We start from the raw sequence: 16,745 nt of genomic DNA on the forward strand, positions 1-16,745 counted from the left end.
CAAGCTCTTAAGTTGCTCAGCCCCGCCCTATGTTCTCGTCAGCTGTCCGTTATTGCCACGATCGGCCCATGGCCCGATTATCTGGTTTTCATTGGATCAGCTTTGCCACCTTCGGCGACCGTGACGTTGCCGACCTTTCCTGAGCCGGTCAGCGTGCCGCCCTCCTTGACCATGACTTCGCCGGAGACCTCTCCGTCAACGACAAGCAGTCCCGAGACGGAAACGTCACCGGTCAAAGAGCCGGTCACGTGCAACTCCGCTCCCGCCACCACTTCCGTCATGCCCGAATATTTGTTCTTGCCGCTCAGCGTCAGCTTGCCACCGGCAACAACGAGGCCGCCGCTGTCGCCGGCGTCATCAAAGTCCGCGATGGTTCCATCAAATTGCCCGTCGGCTGCTGTCAGGATCAGTCTGCCCGCGCCCAGATAGACCTCGCCTTTACCGCCAAGGTTGCGAATGGCCGTATCGTTCAGGGAGTGCGCCACTCCCCAGGGCTTCAGGTGGTTTCCTTTCTGATCGATGTTGAGCACACCGTCGACTATGACGCGCGAGGAATGCTCGATGCTGCCCGGCCCGGCCAGAGTAAGATAGCCATCGGCCGCGATGTGGGTTGTGCCCGTGTAGGTATTGGCCCCGGTCATGCGCACGTCCGCGTCCTTCTCGATCGTGAAGTCGCCGGCGCCGAAGATGTTCCCGGCCAATCCGAGCCATCCGTCGCTGCCCATTTCGCCGTTCACTCGGTTGAGCTGCACTTGATCCTTGACAGCCGCGTCTGTCGTAAAGTCGGCAGCGCTGACAAAATAGGGTGAATAGGCGGTTGTTTTGTTCTCCAGATCATACATCACGGAATTGGACTGAAAGAAGGGTAGGCCGACCCAAATTCCATGGCCTCTCTCCTCATCGCTTTGGCGATCGATAACGACATCGCTGTATTCCCTGTTGTTGAAACTATCGTCAAATCCAAAAAACTTGAAGTTTATTATGCCAGAACTGTATTTATCAATTTTAAAACCTTTCGACTTGAGCTTATTTAAAGTATCTTCATTCGTAATATGAACAAATGTCGCTGTTCCTGTATCCAATAAGACGGGTCCGCTGAAATCAACCGATTGCTTCTTTCCCTTATGGTCAAAAGAAATCGTATAACGGTAAGACCCTTCGTACTCATTGGATGCATTCGCGCCTGATCGCGGGAATCGTCTCTGGTAAGCCTGAAAATCCCCTTCGCCCCACGGCGTCAGGGCCGTAAACTGGGATCTCAGACTGGGGGACAAATTCAGCGTCAGGCACGGACCGCAGCCCGGTGTCGTCTTCCTTTTTCCAAGATTTGCATTGGCAGAGACCACATAGCCGCTTCGGGTTTGACCGCCGGGGGCACTGGTCTGGTCTCCTGGAAAGATAAAATCGGCGGCTCCAAAGATGCCGTAAAACGTCGTCGAACCACCGGGTTCGCCTTTCTGCATTCTCTCGCGCGCATTAAGATCCGCGTAGACTGGCGTATCGCCGTATTGACCAACGGGCTTCTGCATCAATTTCACATCCTCGAGGTCGCCGAAACCCTTGGTGTAGACGTAATCCACCACCCGAGCAGCGCTAAAGCCGCCGTCGAAGGTTACGACAGGCTCCCACGCATCATCCGGATCGTAAAAAGACAGGCTGTCGAACCGTACCTGTTGTACCCAATCGCCATAGGTGCCGTCACCATAGGCGTACATTGCGGGCTTGCTGCCGGGCACCGGCTTTACGCCAGGGACGCTCGAATCGATCTCCGCGTTGAACTCATCCGACCCGGTGTCGAATTCGAACAGACGAGGCTTGGCACTATTGATGCCCACCATGATCCCGAGTTTGTGATAACCACCGTCGGTTCCGTATTCCCTGACGTGTTGCAATGGAATAAGTATCGGTCCGGCAGCCTGGACAGGGACGGTCTCTTCGGCCACCGCAGGTGCAGCATGTGATGTGTTCGCTGCCGGAACGGGGCAGCTCGGATCGCCTTCCTGGCATTTCAGGTAATCCTCGAAGTCTTTGACACGGGATTGCGTCAGGCTGTCCATGCACTGCGCGACGAGCATTGGCATTACACTTCCTCCGGCCGCTCCCACGGTCTGGAAACTGCACTCCGCGTCGCGAAATTTGACCCAATCGCGCTGTGCTTGAACAAAAAGCGTCTTGGTATCCACATCATCCTTCACGCGGGTTTCAATCTGCTTGTAAAGCTCGTTGAGCTTGTTGTCGGATTTCTTGGACGCGGCATCGGCGCACTCGTTCGCGGCGGCCTGATCCTTGGCGGCGTCGTAGCACTTGTCCTGGGCAAAAACGAAAGCCGGCATGGCCAGGACCATGGCAATGGTCAGCGTCGCGGTTTTCATCGGTTGACCTCTGTTTAGAACTGCCGGCCCGGTCGGCTGCTAGTTGGCATCGTCGTCGTTCGATCCGGCAGCGTCGTCGGTACTGTCATCCGTCGCATCGTCATCCGAGCTGTTGTCGTCAGTGTCGGTGTTGTTGTCGCCATCACCACCGTCCGTTGGGTCTGCATCGTCATTCTGATCGCTCGAATCGTCCTGATCGTCGGAACTATTGTTGTCAGTGCTGTCATCCGACGCATCGTTATCCGTACTATCGTCGTCAGTGTCGTCGTTCTGATCGCTCGGATCGTCCTGATCATCGGAACTTTTGTCATCGGCATCGGGAGGAGACGTTTCTGCGTCCTGACTGGCGTCCCCAGGCTGCGAGTCGTCCCCGCGATAGCTTGTGTCATTGAGGCCCGTCTCCATCTCCTCGTCATACTCATCGACGATCTGCGTCCATTCCTCTCGATTGTCGACACTCGTCCATTGGGAGATATTGTTGACCGAGATGTTGGTGTTGAAGTTGTTGACGGTGATGTTGGTGTTGACCTCGACGACGTCTGTGACTTCTGTCCCGCGGTTCACGCCAAACAGGAAACTGGTGGCACTCGCGGCAAGGGCGGCCCAAACGAACCTATCGACATCGCGCGGCGTCGAAATCGGCTGATGCCGCACTGTGGCAAGCACGTCACCCGGTCGGATGCCTTGCCGCGCGGCAACACCGTGGGGTGCAACGGCCAGGACATACACGCCGCGAAGCTTGGGCGGGATCTGGTAGCGGTGCCGAGAGGCGTGATTGATCGGTATCAGAACCGCGTTAAGAGCCCGGGAAACATAGGGTTTCGGCAGATCATATTTGCTGGCATACGCAACATTGATCGTGTGCGGGACAGCTACACTCACAACAGCCGTCATTTTCACTGAAGTTGCCAATGCACGGGCGAGCTGCATTATCAGTCTGGATTTTCGAACGGTTTGCATTTTGCACATCCTGCAGCTGATGATTGGAGTCGATCTCAGAGCCCCGGCGCCCCGGAGCGCTCACCAATCATTCTCCCCCTGCACCAACGGTCAGCGGCAATTTCCAGCGATCATCACCGTCGTTCCGTAACTTCCTCGGCAAAACACTTTGCCAGGTCTTGCGGCGCTCCGAGCTTCTTCGCCCAGGATACCAGTTCAGGTTTTTCCGACGGCTCGGCATAGCCGCCCCACACGTCGCGAAACTGCTTCTTTCCGTCGACTGTCTGGAAGAACATCACGCCGTCGTCGCTCACCGGCGTGGAGACGTAGGCGGCGCTCCAGCTGCCGCTCTCCATGATCGTGAAGAACTTTGCCTGAGCGGGCTTGAACTTATTGGTCATCGCCGAGACGACGAGAGGGGCATATTCCTGCTTGCGCGCCTTCGTCACTTCGACCTTTATACCGTCACAGGCGTTATTCGCAGCGAAAGCGGACGTCAGCGCCATTCCCAACCCCGCAAGGCCGACCATAACGATTTTGGCATGTCGCCGGACCAGGCCGCTGAATTCAGACATGATTGGCTTCCTCCTTGTTCGCCCCCGAGTCCGTTAATCGGAATCGTCATCGTCGGATGAATTGTCATCGTCCGGTGTATCGACCTCGCAGCCGATGCCGCGGCAGCCTTGGTAGTTGCCTTGCGTATCGAAGTTGGGATTGCCTTCTCTGTCGTACTGCGGTCTGTCGTCGATACTTTGATCCCCGTCATCAGGATCGTCGACTTTACATCCGAGCCCATGGCAGCCGATGTAACGGCCCCTGGTATCGAAGTTGGGATTGCCGTTCCTGTCGAACTGCGGCCGATAGTCAATCTGTCGGCCACCTTTATGGGGCCGATCAGCCAGGCAGCCCTTTCCGCGACAACCGCCGTAGTCGTCGGTGGTACAACCGGCGATCGCCATCAAAGCAGTGGCCAAGGCCGCATAGATTACGAATTTCATGATTCATTCCTCCGACTGGCTGGCGGCGGACATCGTCCATTTCGGAAGGCCATTGCAGGCGGCGATCCCCGCTTTTGCCGCGAAGGCTGGCGCCAATCGGAGGAGGGCAAAGCTTCGCCGGCCATCAAACGAGAGCCAGGCTGTGGGCGATGCATTCGACGACTTAGCCGACGGTTGCCGTAGTCTCTTGCGTCGGGTCGAACGCTCCCGGCCGGGGCCGCCGCATTAGCGAGTGTCAATATTCCTCTCCATGCTTAGTGCCCCGTCCGCCCAAGCATGTTTCAAGATCCGCTGACGCGGCTGTGCTTCCAAGAAATGCATCCAAGTCAGCCTATGACAAGGACAAATCCCAATATCGCAGGATTGAATTTTGCAAATGCTTAATAATTCGGAATCAGCACGGGCTATCTTAGCAGATACTGAAATGTGACCAGCAGCAAGATTCAGGAATGCTTCCTTAGGTTTGTTCTCATTAAGCCGAGTTAGTACAAGCAATATTCTATGCTGTTGTGAATTTTGCGCCAGCTCTACAAAAAGGGCGCGACGAACCCACCCCAATCGCGATCTATTGTGGTATTTTGTCGAACCCAGCCAACCCTTGCGAGGGCCGAAAGAAACGTGCCCTTTGCCCGACTTTTCAACGCTGCGGAGTGCCAAATAGAGGCACAGTGGGGGCGGCACATCCCACAAAAGCTCGCAGAGGCGGCTGCGGCCGACCGGATGCGGCGCCAGCGCCAGATAGGCGAGCAGCGCACACAGCTTGCGCGATTTTGGGAGCCGGCTGATCGACCAGAACATCGCGCAAGGGCATTATCTCGGCGCGCTGATCGCGGCCGAACCGGCACTCGAACTGGTAGCGCCGGTGAGCATCAACATCGTGTGCTTTCGCTACCGCGCGGACGGACTGGGCGGGGAGCGCCTGAAAGCGCTCAATACCGAGATCATGCTGAGGCTGCAGGAAGAAGGCATCGCCGCCATTTCCGACACGACGGTGCATGGCCAGCATAGCCTCAGGGTGGCGATCAACAACCACCGCACCCGGCGCGACGATCTGGACCTGCTGGTGCGGGAGACCGTGCGGCTTGGACTGGAGATTTCAAGGCCTGGCGTGGCTCTTCCTTCTCCCCTTGTGGGAGAAGGTGGACGCGAAGCGGCCGGATGAGGGGTGTTCCAGCTTGATACTGACGGCACTCCGTCCGCACCCCTCAACCGTCTTGGCGCTGCGCGCCAATCCACCTTCTCCCACAAGGGGAGAAGGAAGAAAGAGCGGCGCTGGCCCCGACAATTGGTCGTCTGCAAGGCTACGCCTCGAGCCAGACCTTCTCGAAATGCTGCTCGAGCGATTGGTGCTGCTCGCAGCCATGCACGCCCTTGCGGTAGGTGCGGTAGACCGAGCGCCAGTAGGGCTGGATGATGACGCCGGAATCGCGCAGATTCTGTTCGATCTTGGCCATGAGCTCCTTGCGGGCGCCGGGATCGGGCATCGCCAGCGCCTTGTCGAGCAGACTGTCGAATTCCGGATCGGCGTAGGCGGTCTCGTTCCACGCGGCGCCAGACTTATAAGCGAGCGCCAGCACCTGGACGCCGAGCGGCCGGCCGAGCCATTCCGTGCAGGAGAAAGGATATTTGCTCCAGTCGTTCCAGAAGGTCGCGGCCGGCAGCACGGTGCGCTTGATCTTCAGCCCGGCCTCGCGCATCTGCGCAGCGATGGCGTCGCCGGAGCTCTTCTGCCAGTCCACGTCGACCGAGATGAGTTCGTATTCGTGGTCGGCCTTGCCGGCCCCGGCGAGCAGGGCCTTGGCTTGATCAAATGTTGCGGACGGCCGGGCCGATATCGGCATATTCGGGATGCATCGGCCCGACATGATGGTTCTCGGCAGGCTTGCCGCGGTTGTCCATGCCGATCTTCAGCACGGCGGCGTTGTCGACGGCGAGCTGGGCGGCGCGGCGCACCTTGATGTCGTCATAGGGCGGATTGCCGATATTGAACCGCGCGACGATGGTCGAGCCGGTGGCGATTTCCGAATTGCTCAGGCCCATGGAGTCGGTCTGCGCAACCGTGTCGGAGGCGGTTTCGTGATCGGTGTCGATCTCGCCCGATTCGAAGGCCGACAGCATCGCATTGGGGTCGGAGCCGTAGTCCACCCATTTGATGCCGTCGAGGTAGAACTCGCCCTTCCACCATGGCTTGTCTTTGCGGCGGACTTCGGCGCCGACCTCGGCGTCCCATGCCACGAGTTCGCAAGGCCCGGTGGTGATCGCCAATGCCTTCAGCGGATCGCCGTCGCCTTCATAGCTGCGGTGCATGATCAGCGTCGGGTAGTCGGCCATGCCGGCGATCAGCGAAATGTCGGGCTTCGGCAAATTGAGCCGCACGGTGACGTCGTCGACGCGCTCGATGCCGCCGTCGACGGGCTTCTTGGTATCGGCGTTGACCAGTGCGCCCATGCGCGCGGCGACTGAATTGCCGGCGACGGACGCATCACACCAGCGCGTCAGATTGTGGATCACGTCGTCGGCGTTGAAGGTGTCGCCGTTCGACCAGGTGATGCCCTTGCGGATATGCAGGGTCAGGACGCGGGCGTCGTCGCTGGTCTCCCAGCTCTCGAGCAGCCATGGCTCGAAGGTGAAGTCGCGCTTCCAGCGCACCAAATATTCGTTGCACTGGCGGGCGACGTTGGACATCTCGACGCCGTCGAAGGTGCGCGGATCCTTCCAGCCCTTGACATTCATGGCAACGCGCAAGACGCCGCCGCGCTTCGCCTCCTCGGCCCTGGCCGGTGACGGAGCAAGCCCGCCAAGCGCCAGCGCGCCGGCAGCGCTGACACCGAGCGCAGCCATGGTGGCGAGATATTCGCGCCGGTTCATCTGGCCTTTCTTGAAGCCATCGGCGACGGGCTCGGCCTGCGGATGCAGTTTTCGATCGGTCAGCATGAACTTCATTGTCGTCATTCCCCTGTTGTTGGGCACCTCTGCCGATCGCCAAACGCGGGGGACGGATGCGATCGCCGGAGCGCCATTGCCTCGGGGATGATAGGGCGAGCGCCCGTGGGGGAGTGTTCGGACTTCCGCAGTTCTTGTGCGCTGTTCCGCAAGCGGAAGGTCCCCCTCACCCGGATCGCCAACCGAATTGCGAAGGGCAGTTCGGGGCAATCCGACCTCGCCCCCGGGGGGAGAGGAGGTCGCCTGCGTTGATGCCAGGCTCTTCTCGCCAGCGGGGAGAAGGTGGACGCGAAGCGGCCGGATGAGGGGGCCTTCGCAACCTCAGTAAGGCCAGTCGCCTTTGCCAAGCGCGGCGATGGCCGCAATGATGCGGGCGAAGGCTTCACCGGCGCGCGGAACGGTTTTGCGGGCGCGCAGGAAACTGTGCACCAGACGCGGCTCCTCGCGCCACCAGGCGCGGCCGCCGGCGGCGAGGATGCAGTCGCGATAGGCCTCGCCGTCGGAGGACAGCGGATCGCACTCGGCCGTGATGATGAAGGTCGGCGGCAGGCCGGAGAAATTGCTGCCTCGGAGTGGCGAAAAGGTCGGATCGTCGGGCGACTGTGCCTTTGCGGAGCGCACGTTGCGATAGAATTCGATATCGCGCAACGTCAGCAGCGGCGCTTCGGCGTGCTCGACACAGGAGCCGGCGCTCTCTTTGCCAACTGGTTCCGGGCCGCCGAGCTCGGGATAGATCAGCACCTGGCCGATCGCATGGCGAGGATGGCGGTGTGTCGCCTGTGCCACCGCAGCGGCCAGATTGCCGCCGGCGCTTTCGCCGCAGAGCACTATCGGCAGGCCGGCCGTCGCCGTCGCCCATTCGAATACGGCCAGCGCATCGTCGAAGGCGGCCGGATGCAGATGCTCGGGCGCCAGCCGGTAATCGGCGGACAGCACGGCAAAGCCGGTGCCGGCGCATATCTCGGCGCAGATGTCGTCATGGCTGTCGAGGCCGCCAAGGACGAAGCCGCCGCCGTGATAATAGACAACCATCGCCTGCGGCGCCGTGCCCGCCATCTGGTAACGCCGGACCGGGATCGCACGGTCGCCGGCAGGAACCGCGCTGTCGCTGGCCTTGACGCCGGGTGGATAGGGCTCGCGAAACGCCCGGCACATGGCATCATAGACCGCCCGCTGCCTGTCGATCGGCATGTAGACGATTTCGGGCGGATACCACTCGTTGACCCGATCGATATAGGCCCACAGCTCCGGATCGAGCAGCGTCTGGTATTTTCCGCGCCCTCTCGTTCCGGGTCGCTCGGCCTCGGTGATCATCGCTGCGCGATCCCGCTCAGAGCTCGGCGTAGAGCCGGGCAGCATTTTCATAGCTGAAGCGCAGCGGCACCGAGCCCTCGACCTGCCAGGCTTCGACCGTCTCGCCTGCCAGCAGCCGGCAGGCGCCGTCGGTGGTGGTGACGGCACCGCCATAGAGCCGGTTGGCAAGGTTGAGGATGGCCGTCTGGTGCATCGCCGTGCTGCCACTGCCGCAGGCATCCTTGACCAGCAGCACTCGAAACCCGAGCGCCACCGCATCCTTGACGGTGGCATCGATGCAGGCCTCGGTCCAGACGCCGGCAACGACCAGCCACTCGATGCCATCGGCCTTCAGCCGCTCGGCGGCAGGCCCCGCGCGGAAGGCGCTGGCATCGGTCTTGACCAACATCATCTCGCCTGTCGCCGGGCCTACTTCCGCGCAGATCGCAGTCAGCGGATCGTCCTTGTCGGAAAATGCCGACTTGCCGCTGGCCTCGACCGGGTGGAACGGCCGCGCCGTGGCGAGATCGACGATATAGGCCCAGTGATACAAAGGCACATGATTGGCCCGTGCTGCTGTCTGCAGGCGCTGGACGTTGGCGAGGATATCGCCATAGCCTTCGACCAGATAGCGCTTGTCCCGCCGATGCTCCTCCTGGAGATCGATAAACACCGCCGCCGCCTTGCCGCGCTTGATCGAGATCGGGCTTTTCATGCAAAACTGCCTGTCAGCACTCAAACGTGTCTGTCAAGGAAATCATCCTCATAGGGGAAGCGCGACAGGAGCTCGGTGCCGGTCTCGGTGATCAGGATCTCGTCTTCCAGCTTGACGCCCTCGCGGCCGCCCTTCTCGCCGATATAGCTTTCGACGCTGACCACCATGCCGGGCACGATGAAACCGTCGCGGCCATAGGTCTCGTAGTCCATGGCGTGCGCTATGAACGGCGTTTCGCCATGCATGCCGACGCCGTGCATGACCGAGGTATAACGCTGGTCGACGAAGCGGTCCGGTATCTTCCAGGCCCTTTCGGCAATCTCGCGAAACGCCATGCCCGGCTTGACGACCCCGATATTGTGCTGAACCTGGTCGTGCGCCATGCGGTAGAGCGACTTCTGATAATCCGTCGGCTTGCCCGGTCCGCAACGGAAGGTGCGCGAAAAGTCCGAATAATAGCCGTAGCAGCCGATCGTATCGGTATCGAGCGCCAAGAGTTCGCCCGGCCTGATCTTGCGGCCGCTCGCCTCGTTGAACCACGGATTGGTGCGCTGGCCCGAGGTCAGCAGCCGGGTCTCGATGAACTCGCCGCCTTGCCGGATGACCTCACCATACATGATGGCGAACAGCTCGTTTTCGGAAACGCCAGGTTTGATCGCCTCGCGCACGGCATAGACCGCAGCCTCGGCACCAGCCATCGACACCTGCAGGCATTTTACTTCCTCGGGCGTCTTGACCGCGCGCACCGCCAAAATCTCGCCCTGGCAATCCCGCACTTCGCAGCCGCGCTTTTCGAGCGCCAGTGCCTGCAGATGACTGCAGCGGTCAAGGCCGAGCTTCATCGAGCCGCCGCCATGCACCTTGAGCAATTCGGCGATCTCATCGGCGAACGGGCCGGCGGTCTCGTCGTCGCGGCCTGACACCGACGACCAGACCAGCTTGGACGGACGCGCCTCGTCGATCGTGTCGAGCACCATCGAGACATGGTAGCTCTGCGGATATTCGAACAGCACGATCGGCCCTTCGGTGGGTATGAAGAAATAGCGCGTCGAGTTGCGCAGGAAATAGCCGAACATGTTGCGCGAACCGGTGGCGTAGCGCTGGTTGTAGGGATCGAACAAAACGACGCCGCCATAGCCGGCCTCGCGCATCCAGGCGCGCAGCCTGGCAAGCCGGCCCTTGCGCAGCGCGTCGGCGTCGATGAAGGACGGCTCGGTGTCCGACAGCCACATACCGCCGGCCGGATCCGCCGCCGCCGGATGGCGCATGCGATCCCTAAAGTCGACATCCTCGGTGCTGTCGGGGTCAAAAACGACGATGCTCATGGGTGCCTCCTGGAAGCGGCGAGGATGGGCCATGCGCCGCGTAGAGGCTGTGCGAGATACCGCAGATGTTGTGCGAAATACCGCTTGAAGTCGTTCCGTAGCGTTCTACGGCGCCCCCCTCTGTCCTGCCGGACATCCCCCCTCAAGGGGCAGGGCAATCGCATTTGGATTCTTACGAAGATGGACCCCCACCCTAACCCTCCCCACAAGGGGGAGGGAACGCTGCCGCCCGCCCTTACTTCCCCTTTTGGCGCCGAAAGGCAGGCAATTTGCCGAGGTCAGCGCCAACGGAAGTCTCCCTCCCCCTTGTGGGGAGGGGTTAGGGGTGGGGGTACGTCGTAGAGCGAAAGCCTCGGCTTTCCATCTGCGATAGCCCTGCCTCAAGGGGGGAGATCGGCTCGTCATCGCCGCTTTCGTGAATTTCCACCGTCGCAGGAGGAGCGGAGCATCGAAGCTGCCAATCTCCCCCCTCGTGGGGGAGATGTCCGGCAGGACAGAGGGGGCGCTGTCCCGGGCGCTGTCCCGCCAACGTCCGAAATACCTAATGCCTCCGCATCACCTTCGGCGCATGGCCATGCTCCTCCCGAAACGCCCGCGCAAAACTCGACATCGAGGCGAAGCCGCAGGCCAGCGCCACGTCGCGCACCATCAGCGTCGAATGCGCCAGGAGGTCGGCGGCACGCTTCAGCCGCAGGCGGCGGTAATAGCCGTTGGGCGAGATACTGAGTTCGGAGCGGAAATTGCGTTCGAGCTTATCGGAGGAGATACCAAGTCGCCCCGCCAGTTCCGCCATGCCGAGCCGCTCCTCCACCGCATCCTCCATGATGGCGATGGCCGACAGCACCAGTTCGTTCTGCACGCCGGTCCGCAGCCTGAGCGGCATCAGCTTGCGGTCGACGCTGGAGCGTAGCGGGCTGTGCACAAACCATTCGGCGACGCCGGCGGCCAGTTCGGCGCCATAATCGCCGGTGATGATCTCCAGCATCATGTCGAGGCTGCCGACGCCACCGGCCGAAGTGAAGCGCTTGCGGTCGATGACATAGAGATCGCGCCTCAGCTCGATGTCCGGAAACGCTTCGGTGAAGGCAGCCTGGCTGGTCCAGTGCAAGGTGCAGGCATGACCGTCGAGCAGGCCGGCCCGAGCCAGGAAGAAGGCGGCATCCGCCACCGCGCCGATATGGGCACCGCCGCGCAGGCTTTTGCGGATCCAGCTCACGGCATCCTCGGCGACGAGATGATCGGCGTCACCGCCTGAGCAGACGACGATGCGATCGACCTTCGGCGCGTCATGGGCGGAAAAGCCGGGCTGAATGACGACGCCATTCGAGGCCTCGACGGGGCCTTCGGCGGCGCCGACGATGATCCAGCGGTACCAGTCCCGCTTGGCCAGCACGTTCGCCGCGCGCAGCGGCTCGATCACCGAGCTGAACGCCATCATCGGAAAGCCTGGGAAGACCAGGATGGCGAAGGTGAGCGGGGTATCGCTTGCCGTCGGTTGGTTGCGTTGTCGGTTGTTCATAGCTTCCGGAGCCAGGCAGCAAGGTGGATCAGGAAGCTACAATTCTGCCAGATGGCGCCAAGGTCAACGGAATAGAATGTAAGACACATGGATATGGATGCAGAATAAGCGCCGCTCGTTCGCGATCCTTCACGCCCCCTCTGTCCTGCCGGACATCTCCCCCACAAGCGGGGAGATCGGCAGCTTCGCCGTCCCGTGCGTGTTTCAGCGCAAGATGACGGCCAAATTCCCCCCTCGTGGCCGAGATGCCTGGTAGGGCAGAGGGGGGCACTGTCCTGCCGACGTCTCGCAGGTTCTTGTTGGCGGGCTCAGCTCGCCAGCGCCTGATCCAGATCCGCGATCAGATCGTCGCCATCCTCGATCCCGGCTGACAGCCTTACCAGCGAATCCGAAATCCCGATCTCGGCGCGTTTTTTCGCCGGGATCGAGCCGTGCGTCATCAGCGCCGGGTGCTCGATCAGGCTTTCGACGCCGCCGAGGCTTTCGGCCAGCGTGAACAGTTGCGTATGTTCGAGGAAGCGTTTGGTGCCGGCGAGGTCGCGGTCGAGCTCGACCGTGATCATGCCGCCGAAGGCGTGCATCTGCCGCCTGGCGATGGCGTGCTGCGGGTGGCTGGGCAGGCCGGGATAGATGACACGGCGGATGTCGGGACGGCTTTCCAGCCAGTGCGCGATCTTCTGGCCGTTCGACGAATGACGCTCCATCCTCAGCGCCAGCGTCTTCAGTCCGCGCAGCGCCAGGAAACTGTCGAACGGCCCGGAAATGGCGCCGATGGCGTTCTGCAGAAATTTCAGCCGGTCAGCGAGATCCTTGTTGTCGCCGACCACGGCGACGCCGCCGACCATGTCGGAATGGCCGTTGAGGTATTTTGTCGTCGAATGGACCACGATGTCGATGCCGAGCTCCAGCGGCCGCTGCAGATAGGGGCTGCAGAAAGTGTTGTCGGCGACTGAGAGCACGCCTTTGCGCCTGGCAAGTGCTGCGACGCCTTCGAGGTCGACGACACGCAGCAGCGGGTTGGTCGGCGTCTCGACCCAGAGCATTTTGGTTTCCGGGCGGATCGCCGCCTCGACCGCGGCAAGATCGGTGAAGTCAACGAAGTCGACCTGGAGGTTGGCGGAGCGCTTGCGCACCCGCTCGAGCAGCCGAAACGTGCCGCCATAGATGTCGTCGGTGGCGACGATGTGGGCGCCGGAATCGAGCAGTTCGAAAATAGTGGCGATCGCTGCCAGCCCCGAAGCGAAGGCGAAGGCGGCTGTGCCGCTTTCGAGATCGGCCACAGCGCGTTCGAAGGCGAAGCGGGTCGGGTTCTGGCTGCGGGCATATTCAAAGCCCTTGTGCACGCCCGGGCTCTGCTGACCGTAGGTCGAAGTGGCATAGATCGGTACCATCACCGCGCCCGTCGTCGGGTCGTGGCTCTGGCCGCCATGGATGGTGCGCGTCGAAAAGGCGAGGCGGTTTTTGCCCGATACGGTGGCTTTGACGGTCATCGGGCGCGCCTCAGATGGTTGATCAGGTCAATGCGTGTTATCAGCCCGATGAATTCGTCGCCGTCGAAGACGATGGCGACCTCGTTGCGATCAAACACCGGCAGCAACGCGTCCAGCGTCTGGCTGGCTTGCAGCGTGTGCAGGGTAGAGGTCATGGCCGTACTGACCGGAGCCTTGAAGCGGTCCCAGCGGCTGTCATAGGGGCCTTCGACCTTGGCGAGGATATCGCTTTCGTCGATGATGCCGACGAGCTTGCCCTCGTCCAGCACCGGCAGCTGCGAGACGTCCGAGCGGCGCATACGGCCATAGGCGTTGAGCAGGCTTTCGTCCGGACCGACATACACGGTGTCACCGGTGCGGTGCGAACGCATCACCAGATCGCGCAAATCACCATGCTGCTCCTGCTCGGCAAGGCCCTGCTCGGCCAGCCAGAAGTCGTCGAACACTTTCGACAGGTACTTGTTGCCGCTGTCGCAGACGAAGGTGACGACGCGCTTCGGCACGGTCTGCTCGCGGCAATAGCGGAGCGCTGCCGAAAGCAACGTGCCGGACGACGAGCCGGCGAGGATGCCTTCCTTCGAAAGCAGGTCGCGCACCGCCAGCATGCTCTGCTTGTCGGGGATGGAATAGGCCTTCCTGACCAGCGACAGATCGGCATTGGGCGGGACGAAATCCTCGCCGATGCCTTCGACGGTCCAGCTCCCGGCCTCTATCATCTTGCCGGTCTTGATCAACGGCGCCAGCACCGAGCCGACCGGATCGGCCAAAATCATCTCGGTCTTTGGCGAGACTTTCGCAAAGTAGCGGCCGAGCCCGGTCAGCGTGCCGCCGGACCCGACGCCGACGACAACCGCATCGACGTCGCCTTCGAGCTGTTGGAAGATTTCCGGTCCGGTCGTGGTTTCATGAGCCAGCGGATTGGCCGGGTTGGCAAACTGGTTGGCATAGAAGGCGCCGGGCAGCTCGGCGGCGATCTTTTCGGCCATGTCCTGATAATATTCGGCATGACCCTTGCCGACATCGGAACGCGTCATCCGCACCTCCGCGCCGAGCGCCCGCAAATGCTGGATCTTTTCGCGCGACATCTTGTCGGGGACGACCAGGATGATGCGGTAGCCCTTGGGGATGCCGACCTGGGCGAGACCAAGACCGGTGTTGCCGGCGGTCGCCTCCACAATCGTCCCGCCGCGCTTCAGTTTGCCCTGTTTTTCGGCGGCGGCAATCATCGACAGCGCGATGCGGTCCTTGATCGAGCCGCCGGGATTCTGGCTTTCGAGCTTGATGAACAGCCGGCACTTGCCGATGTCGAATTTGGTCAGCTCGACGACCGGCGTCTGCCCGATCAGGTCGAGAACCGAGGCATAAGGCGGGCGCAGGCGGGACGATGCATCGTCCGATGCCACGATCTTGTGCTTGCTCATGTCAGATGCTCCGTTGCCAGAATGAGCAACCGCCCTGGAAGACGGCAACCTACCGTCTTTTCCAGCCGTTTGCAGTTGGAAAGAAGATAGATCGTGCCAATCCGGCCGCCAGCAGGGGAATGGAATTTCGCGAAAGCTTCGTCGGCCTGCAGGCAGGGGCAAAAGATTTGCAGAACCCGCTTAGGGTTCAGGCGATCGCGGCCTGGGCTTCGATCTCGATCAGAAAATCCGGATTGCCGAGGCCGGCGACGCGCAGCACCTTGATGATCGGCGGCGCGCCACGGTTTGCCCAGAACGCCATCCAGGCGCCGAAGGCCGGCCCTATGTCCAGGTCGCCGGCGATATAGACCGAGAGGCTGACGAGGTCTTCAGGCTTTGCCCCACCGGCTTCCAGCACCTTTGCCAGGTTGGAAAGCGCCTGAGCGGTCTGCGCAGGGAGATCGTCCCTGGCGACGATCCGGCCTTGCGCGTCGACGCCATTCTGGCCGCCGACCAGCACGATGCGCGCGGATGCCGGCAGCGACACGCCTTGTGAATAGGCCGGATTGCTGTGCATGCCCTCGGGGTTCAGCCTTTCGATGGTCACCGCACTTTTTCCTCCTCTTCAGCAAAAATTATCCCGCGGCCGCCCATAGGATCAACGGCAATCGTGCGGGCGTTTCAACGCACCATCTCGTTCGTTGCGGCCGCCGATTCGGCCATGCTACCCGGCGCTGGGCGAACAGCAATACAAGGAACGGCCGATGAAGATTCTTGCCTATGACAATTTCAAGCCCGGCGTCACGCTCGACGATTTGCGGCCTTATCTGCGCGACGAAGTGTCGAATGTCTGGCGGCTCTGGAAGGCGGGGATCGTGCGCGAGAATTATGCGCGCGCCGATATTGGCGGCGTCATCATCGTCTTCGAGCTCGACAGCGTCGCGGAAGCGCGGCGCTACACCGAGGACTTCCCGCTGTCCAAGGCCGGGCTGCTAGAATGGCACTTCATCGCCTTCGACGCGCCATTGCCGCTGGAATTCCTGTTCGATCCGACGGTCGATATCGCCAAGCCATGGGACCGGACTGCGGCATGATCCGGTCGAGCGACGGGATCGAAATCCCGGCCAGCCTGGCTGAGTGGTGCGATCCGCGCCGCACGGCGCTGGTGGTCTACGACATGCAGGTCGGCATCTGCCGGCAGGTGGCCGGCGCCGCGACCATCGTCGAGCGTACCGGCACGGTGCTGGAAGCGGCGCGCGGGGCCGGAATGCGGGTGGCGTTCACGCGCCACCTGTCGCTGCCGCGCAAATGGATGGGCGCGACGCAGCTGCGCACCGCCATGGCCTGGCAGCGGCGCGACAGCCCCGACACGGTCGAGCCGTGGTTCCCGCGCGACGCCGAAGCGACGCGGATCGTGCCCGAGCTGGACCCCCGCGCGGACGAGGCGGTATTCGACAAGCTCACGATGTCGGCCTTCGATTCCACCGCGCTCGGCTTTGCCTTGCGCGATTGCGGCGTGCGCACGATAGCGCTCGCTGGCATCGCCATGGAGATCGGCATCGAGCCGACCGTTCGCCAGGCGACCGACAATGGCTTTGTCTCCGTGGTAATCGAGGATGCCTGTGGCTTCGGCAACCGCGAAGCGCGCGACCGCTCGATGGCGACGCTACGCTTCCTCGGCGAAGCCGTCGTCACCAACGTCGCAAGCTTCTGCAGCGCCCTTGCCGGCGCGGGTTGAGGGCAATCGGCTT

General features: G+C 61.7%; 14 protein-coding genes and 1 pseudogene. 3 read left to right on the plus strand and 12 right to left on the minus strand.

The features are described 5' to 3' along the window. Positions 1-77 precede the first annotated feature (77 nt). The 4 genes from NKI39_RS29175 to NKI39_RS29190 all read right to left on the minus strand — a co-directional run bounded on the left by NKI39_RS29175 (position 78) and on the right by NKI39_RS29190 (position 4,309). The gene (locus NKI39_RS29175) at positions 78-2,372 is read right to left on the minus strand and encodes a lysozyme inhibitor LprI family protein (protein ID WP_352822452.1); all 2,295 of its coding nucleotides are present in this window, start codon (positions 2,370-2,372) and stop codon (positions 78-80) included. A 39-nt stretch (positions 2,373-2,411) separates the two neighbouring features. Continuing rightward, positions 2,412-3,332 carry a Do family serine endopeptidase gene (locus NKI39_RS29180; protein ID WP_352473550.1) on the minus strand — a complete coding sequence of 307 codons (921 nt, stop codon included), beginning with the start codon at positions 3,330-3,332 and terminating at the stop codon, positions 2,412-2,414. A gap of 113 nt (positions 3,333-3,445) precedes the next feature. Beyond that, positions 3,446-3,886, minus strand: a complete 441-nt coding sequence (locus NKI39_RS29185; RefSeq protein ID WP_352473549.1) for a hypothetical protein — start codon at positions 3,884-3,886, stop codon at positions 3,446-3,448. Positions 3,887-3,919: 33 nt separating this feature from the next. Beyond that, positions 3,920-4,309 carry a hypothetical protein gene (locus NKI39_RS29190; protein WP_352836172.1) on the minus strand — a complete coding sequence of 130 codons (390 nt, stop codon included), beginning with the start codon at positions 4,307-4,309 and terminating at the stop codon, positions 3,920-3,922. 760 nt (positions 4,310-5,069) lie between these two features. Between NKI39_RS29190 and NKI39_RS29195 the strand changes: the two genes are divergently transcribed. Beyond that, complete coding sequence (locus tag NKI39_RS29195) at positions 5,070-5,471, plus strand: hypothetical protein (protein WP_352683973.1); 402 nt, start codon at positions 5,070-5,072, stop codon at positions 5,469-5,471. 139 nt (positions 5,472-5,610) lie between these two features. Here the strand turns inward: NKI39_RS29195 and NKI39_RS29200 are convergent. The 8 genes and pseudogenes from NKI39_RS29200 to NKI39_RS29235 all read right to left on the minus strand — a co-directional run bounded on the left by NKI39_RS29200 (position 5,611) and on the right by NKI39_RS29235 (position 15,601). Next, positions 5,611-7,252 (minus strand): annotated as a pseudogene (locus NKI39_RS29200) (ABC transporter substrate-binding protein). Positions 7,253-7,573: 321 nt separating this feature from the next. After that, positions 7,574-8,566, minus strand: coding sequence for an alpha/beta hydrolase (locus NKI39_RS29205; RefSeq protein ID WP_352539771.1), 993 nt, complete (start codon positions 8,564-8,566; stop codon positions 7,574-7,576). Between the two features lie 16 nt (positions 8,567-8,582). Continuing rightward, positions 8,583-9,260 (minus strand): isochorismatase family protein, encoded by a 678-nt coding sequence (locus tag NKI39_RS29210; protein WP_352539770.1) that lies wholly within the window; start codon positions 9,258-9,260, stop codon positions 8,583-8,585. 20 nt (positions 9,261-9,280) lie between these two features. After that, complete coding sequence (locus NKI39_RS29215) at positions 9,281-10,585, minus strand: M24 family metallopeptidase (RefSeq protein ID WP_352539769.1); 1,305 nt, start codon at positions 10,583-10,585, stop codon at positions 9,281-9,283. A gap of 541 nt (positions 10,586-11,126) precedes the next feature. Beyond that, positions 11,127-12,104, minus strand: coding sequence for a GlxA family transcriptional regulator (locus NKI39_RS29220; protein WP_352458590.1), 978 nt, complete (start codon positions 12,102-12,104; stop codon positions 11,127-11,129). A gap of 308 nt (positions 12,105-12,412) precedes the next feature. Continuing rightward, on the minus strand, positions 12,413-13,594 hold the full coding sequence (locus NKI39_RS29225; RefSeq protein WP_352458589.1) for a cystathionine gamma-synthase: 1,182 nt from the start codon (positions 13,592-13,594) through the stop codon (positions 12,413-12,415). Continuing rightward, a complete protein-coding gene (locus tag NKI39_RS29230) occupies positions 13,591-15,015 on the minus strand; it encodes a pyridoxal-phosphate dependent enzyme (RefSeq protein ID WP_352542812.1) in 1,425 nt (474 codons plus the stop codon). Before NKI39_RS29230 ends, NKI39_RS29225 begins: the two co-directional genes overlap by 4 nt. A gap of 187 nt (positions 15,016-15,202) precedes the next feature. Next, the gene (locus tag NKI39_RS29235; RefSeq protein ID WP_352614704.1) at positions 15,203-15,601 is read right to left on the minus strand and encodes a RidA family protein; all 399 of its coding nucleotides are present in this window, start codon (positions 15,599-15,601) and stop codon (positions 15,203-15,205) included. A gap of 157 nt (positions 15,602-15,758) precedes the next feature. Here NKI39_RS29235 and NKI39_RS29240 point away from each other — a divergent pair, with 157 nt between their 5' ends. Together NKI39_RS29240 and NKI39_RS29245 are read left to right on the plus strand one after the other, a co-directional pair. After that, entirely contained in the window at positions 15,759-16,088 is a 330-nt protein-coding gene (locus tag NKI39_RS29240) for a hypothetical protein (RefSeq protein ID WP_352458586.1), read from the plus strand. Further along, complete coding sequence (locus NKI39_RS29245; protein WP_352614702.1) at positions 16,085-16,732, plus strand: cysteine hydrolase family protein; 648 nt, start codon at positions 16,085-16,087, stop codon at positions 16,730-16,732. Before NKI39_RS29240 ends, NKI39_RS29245 begins: the two co-directional genes overlap by 4 nt. The last annotated feature ends 13 nt before the right edge of the window (positions 16,733-16,745 follow it).

The sequence above is a fragment of the Mesorhizobium sp. M0664 genome, assembly GCF_040320565.1.
GTDB lineage: Bacteria > Pseudomonadota > Alphaproteobacteria > Rhizobiales > Rhizobiaceae > Mesorhizobium.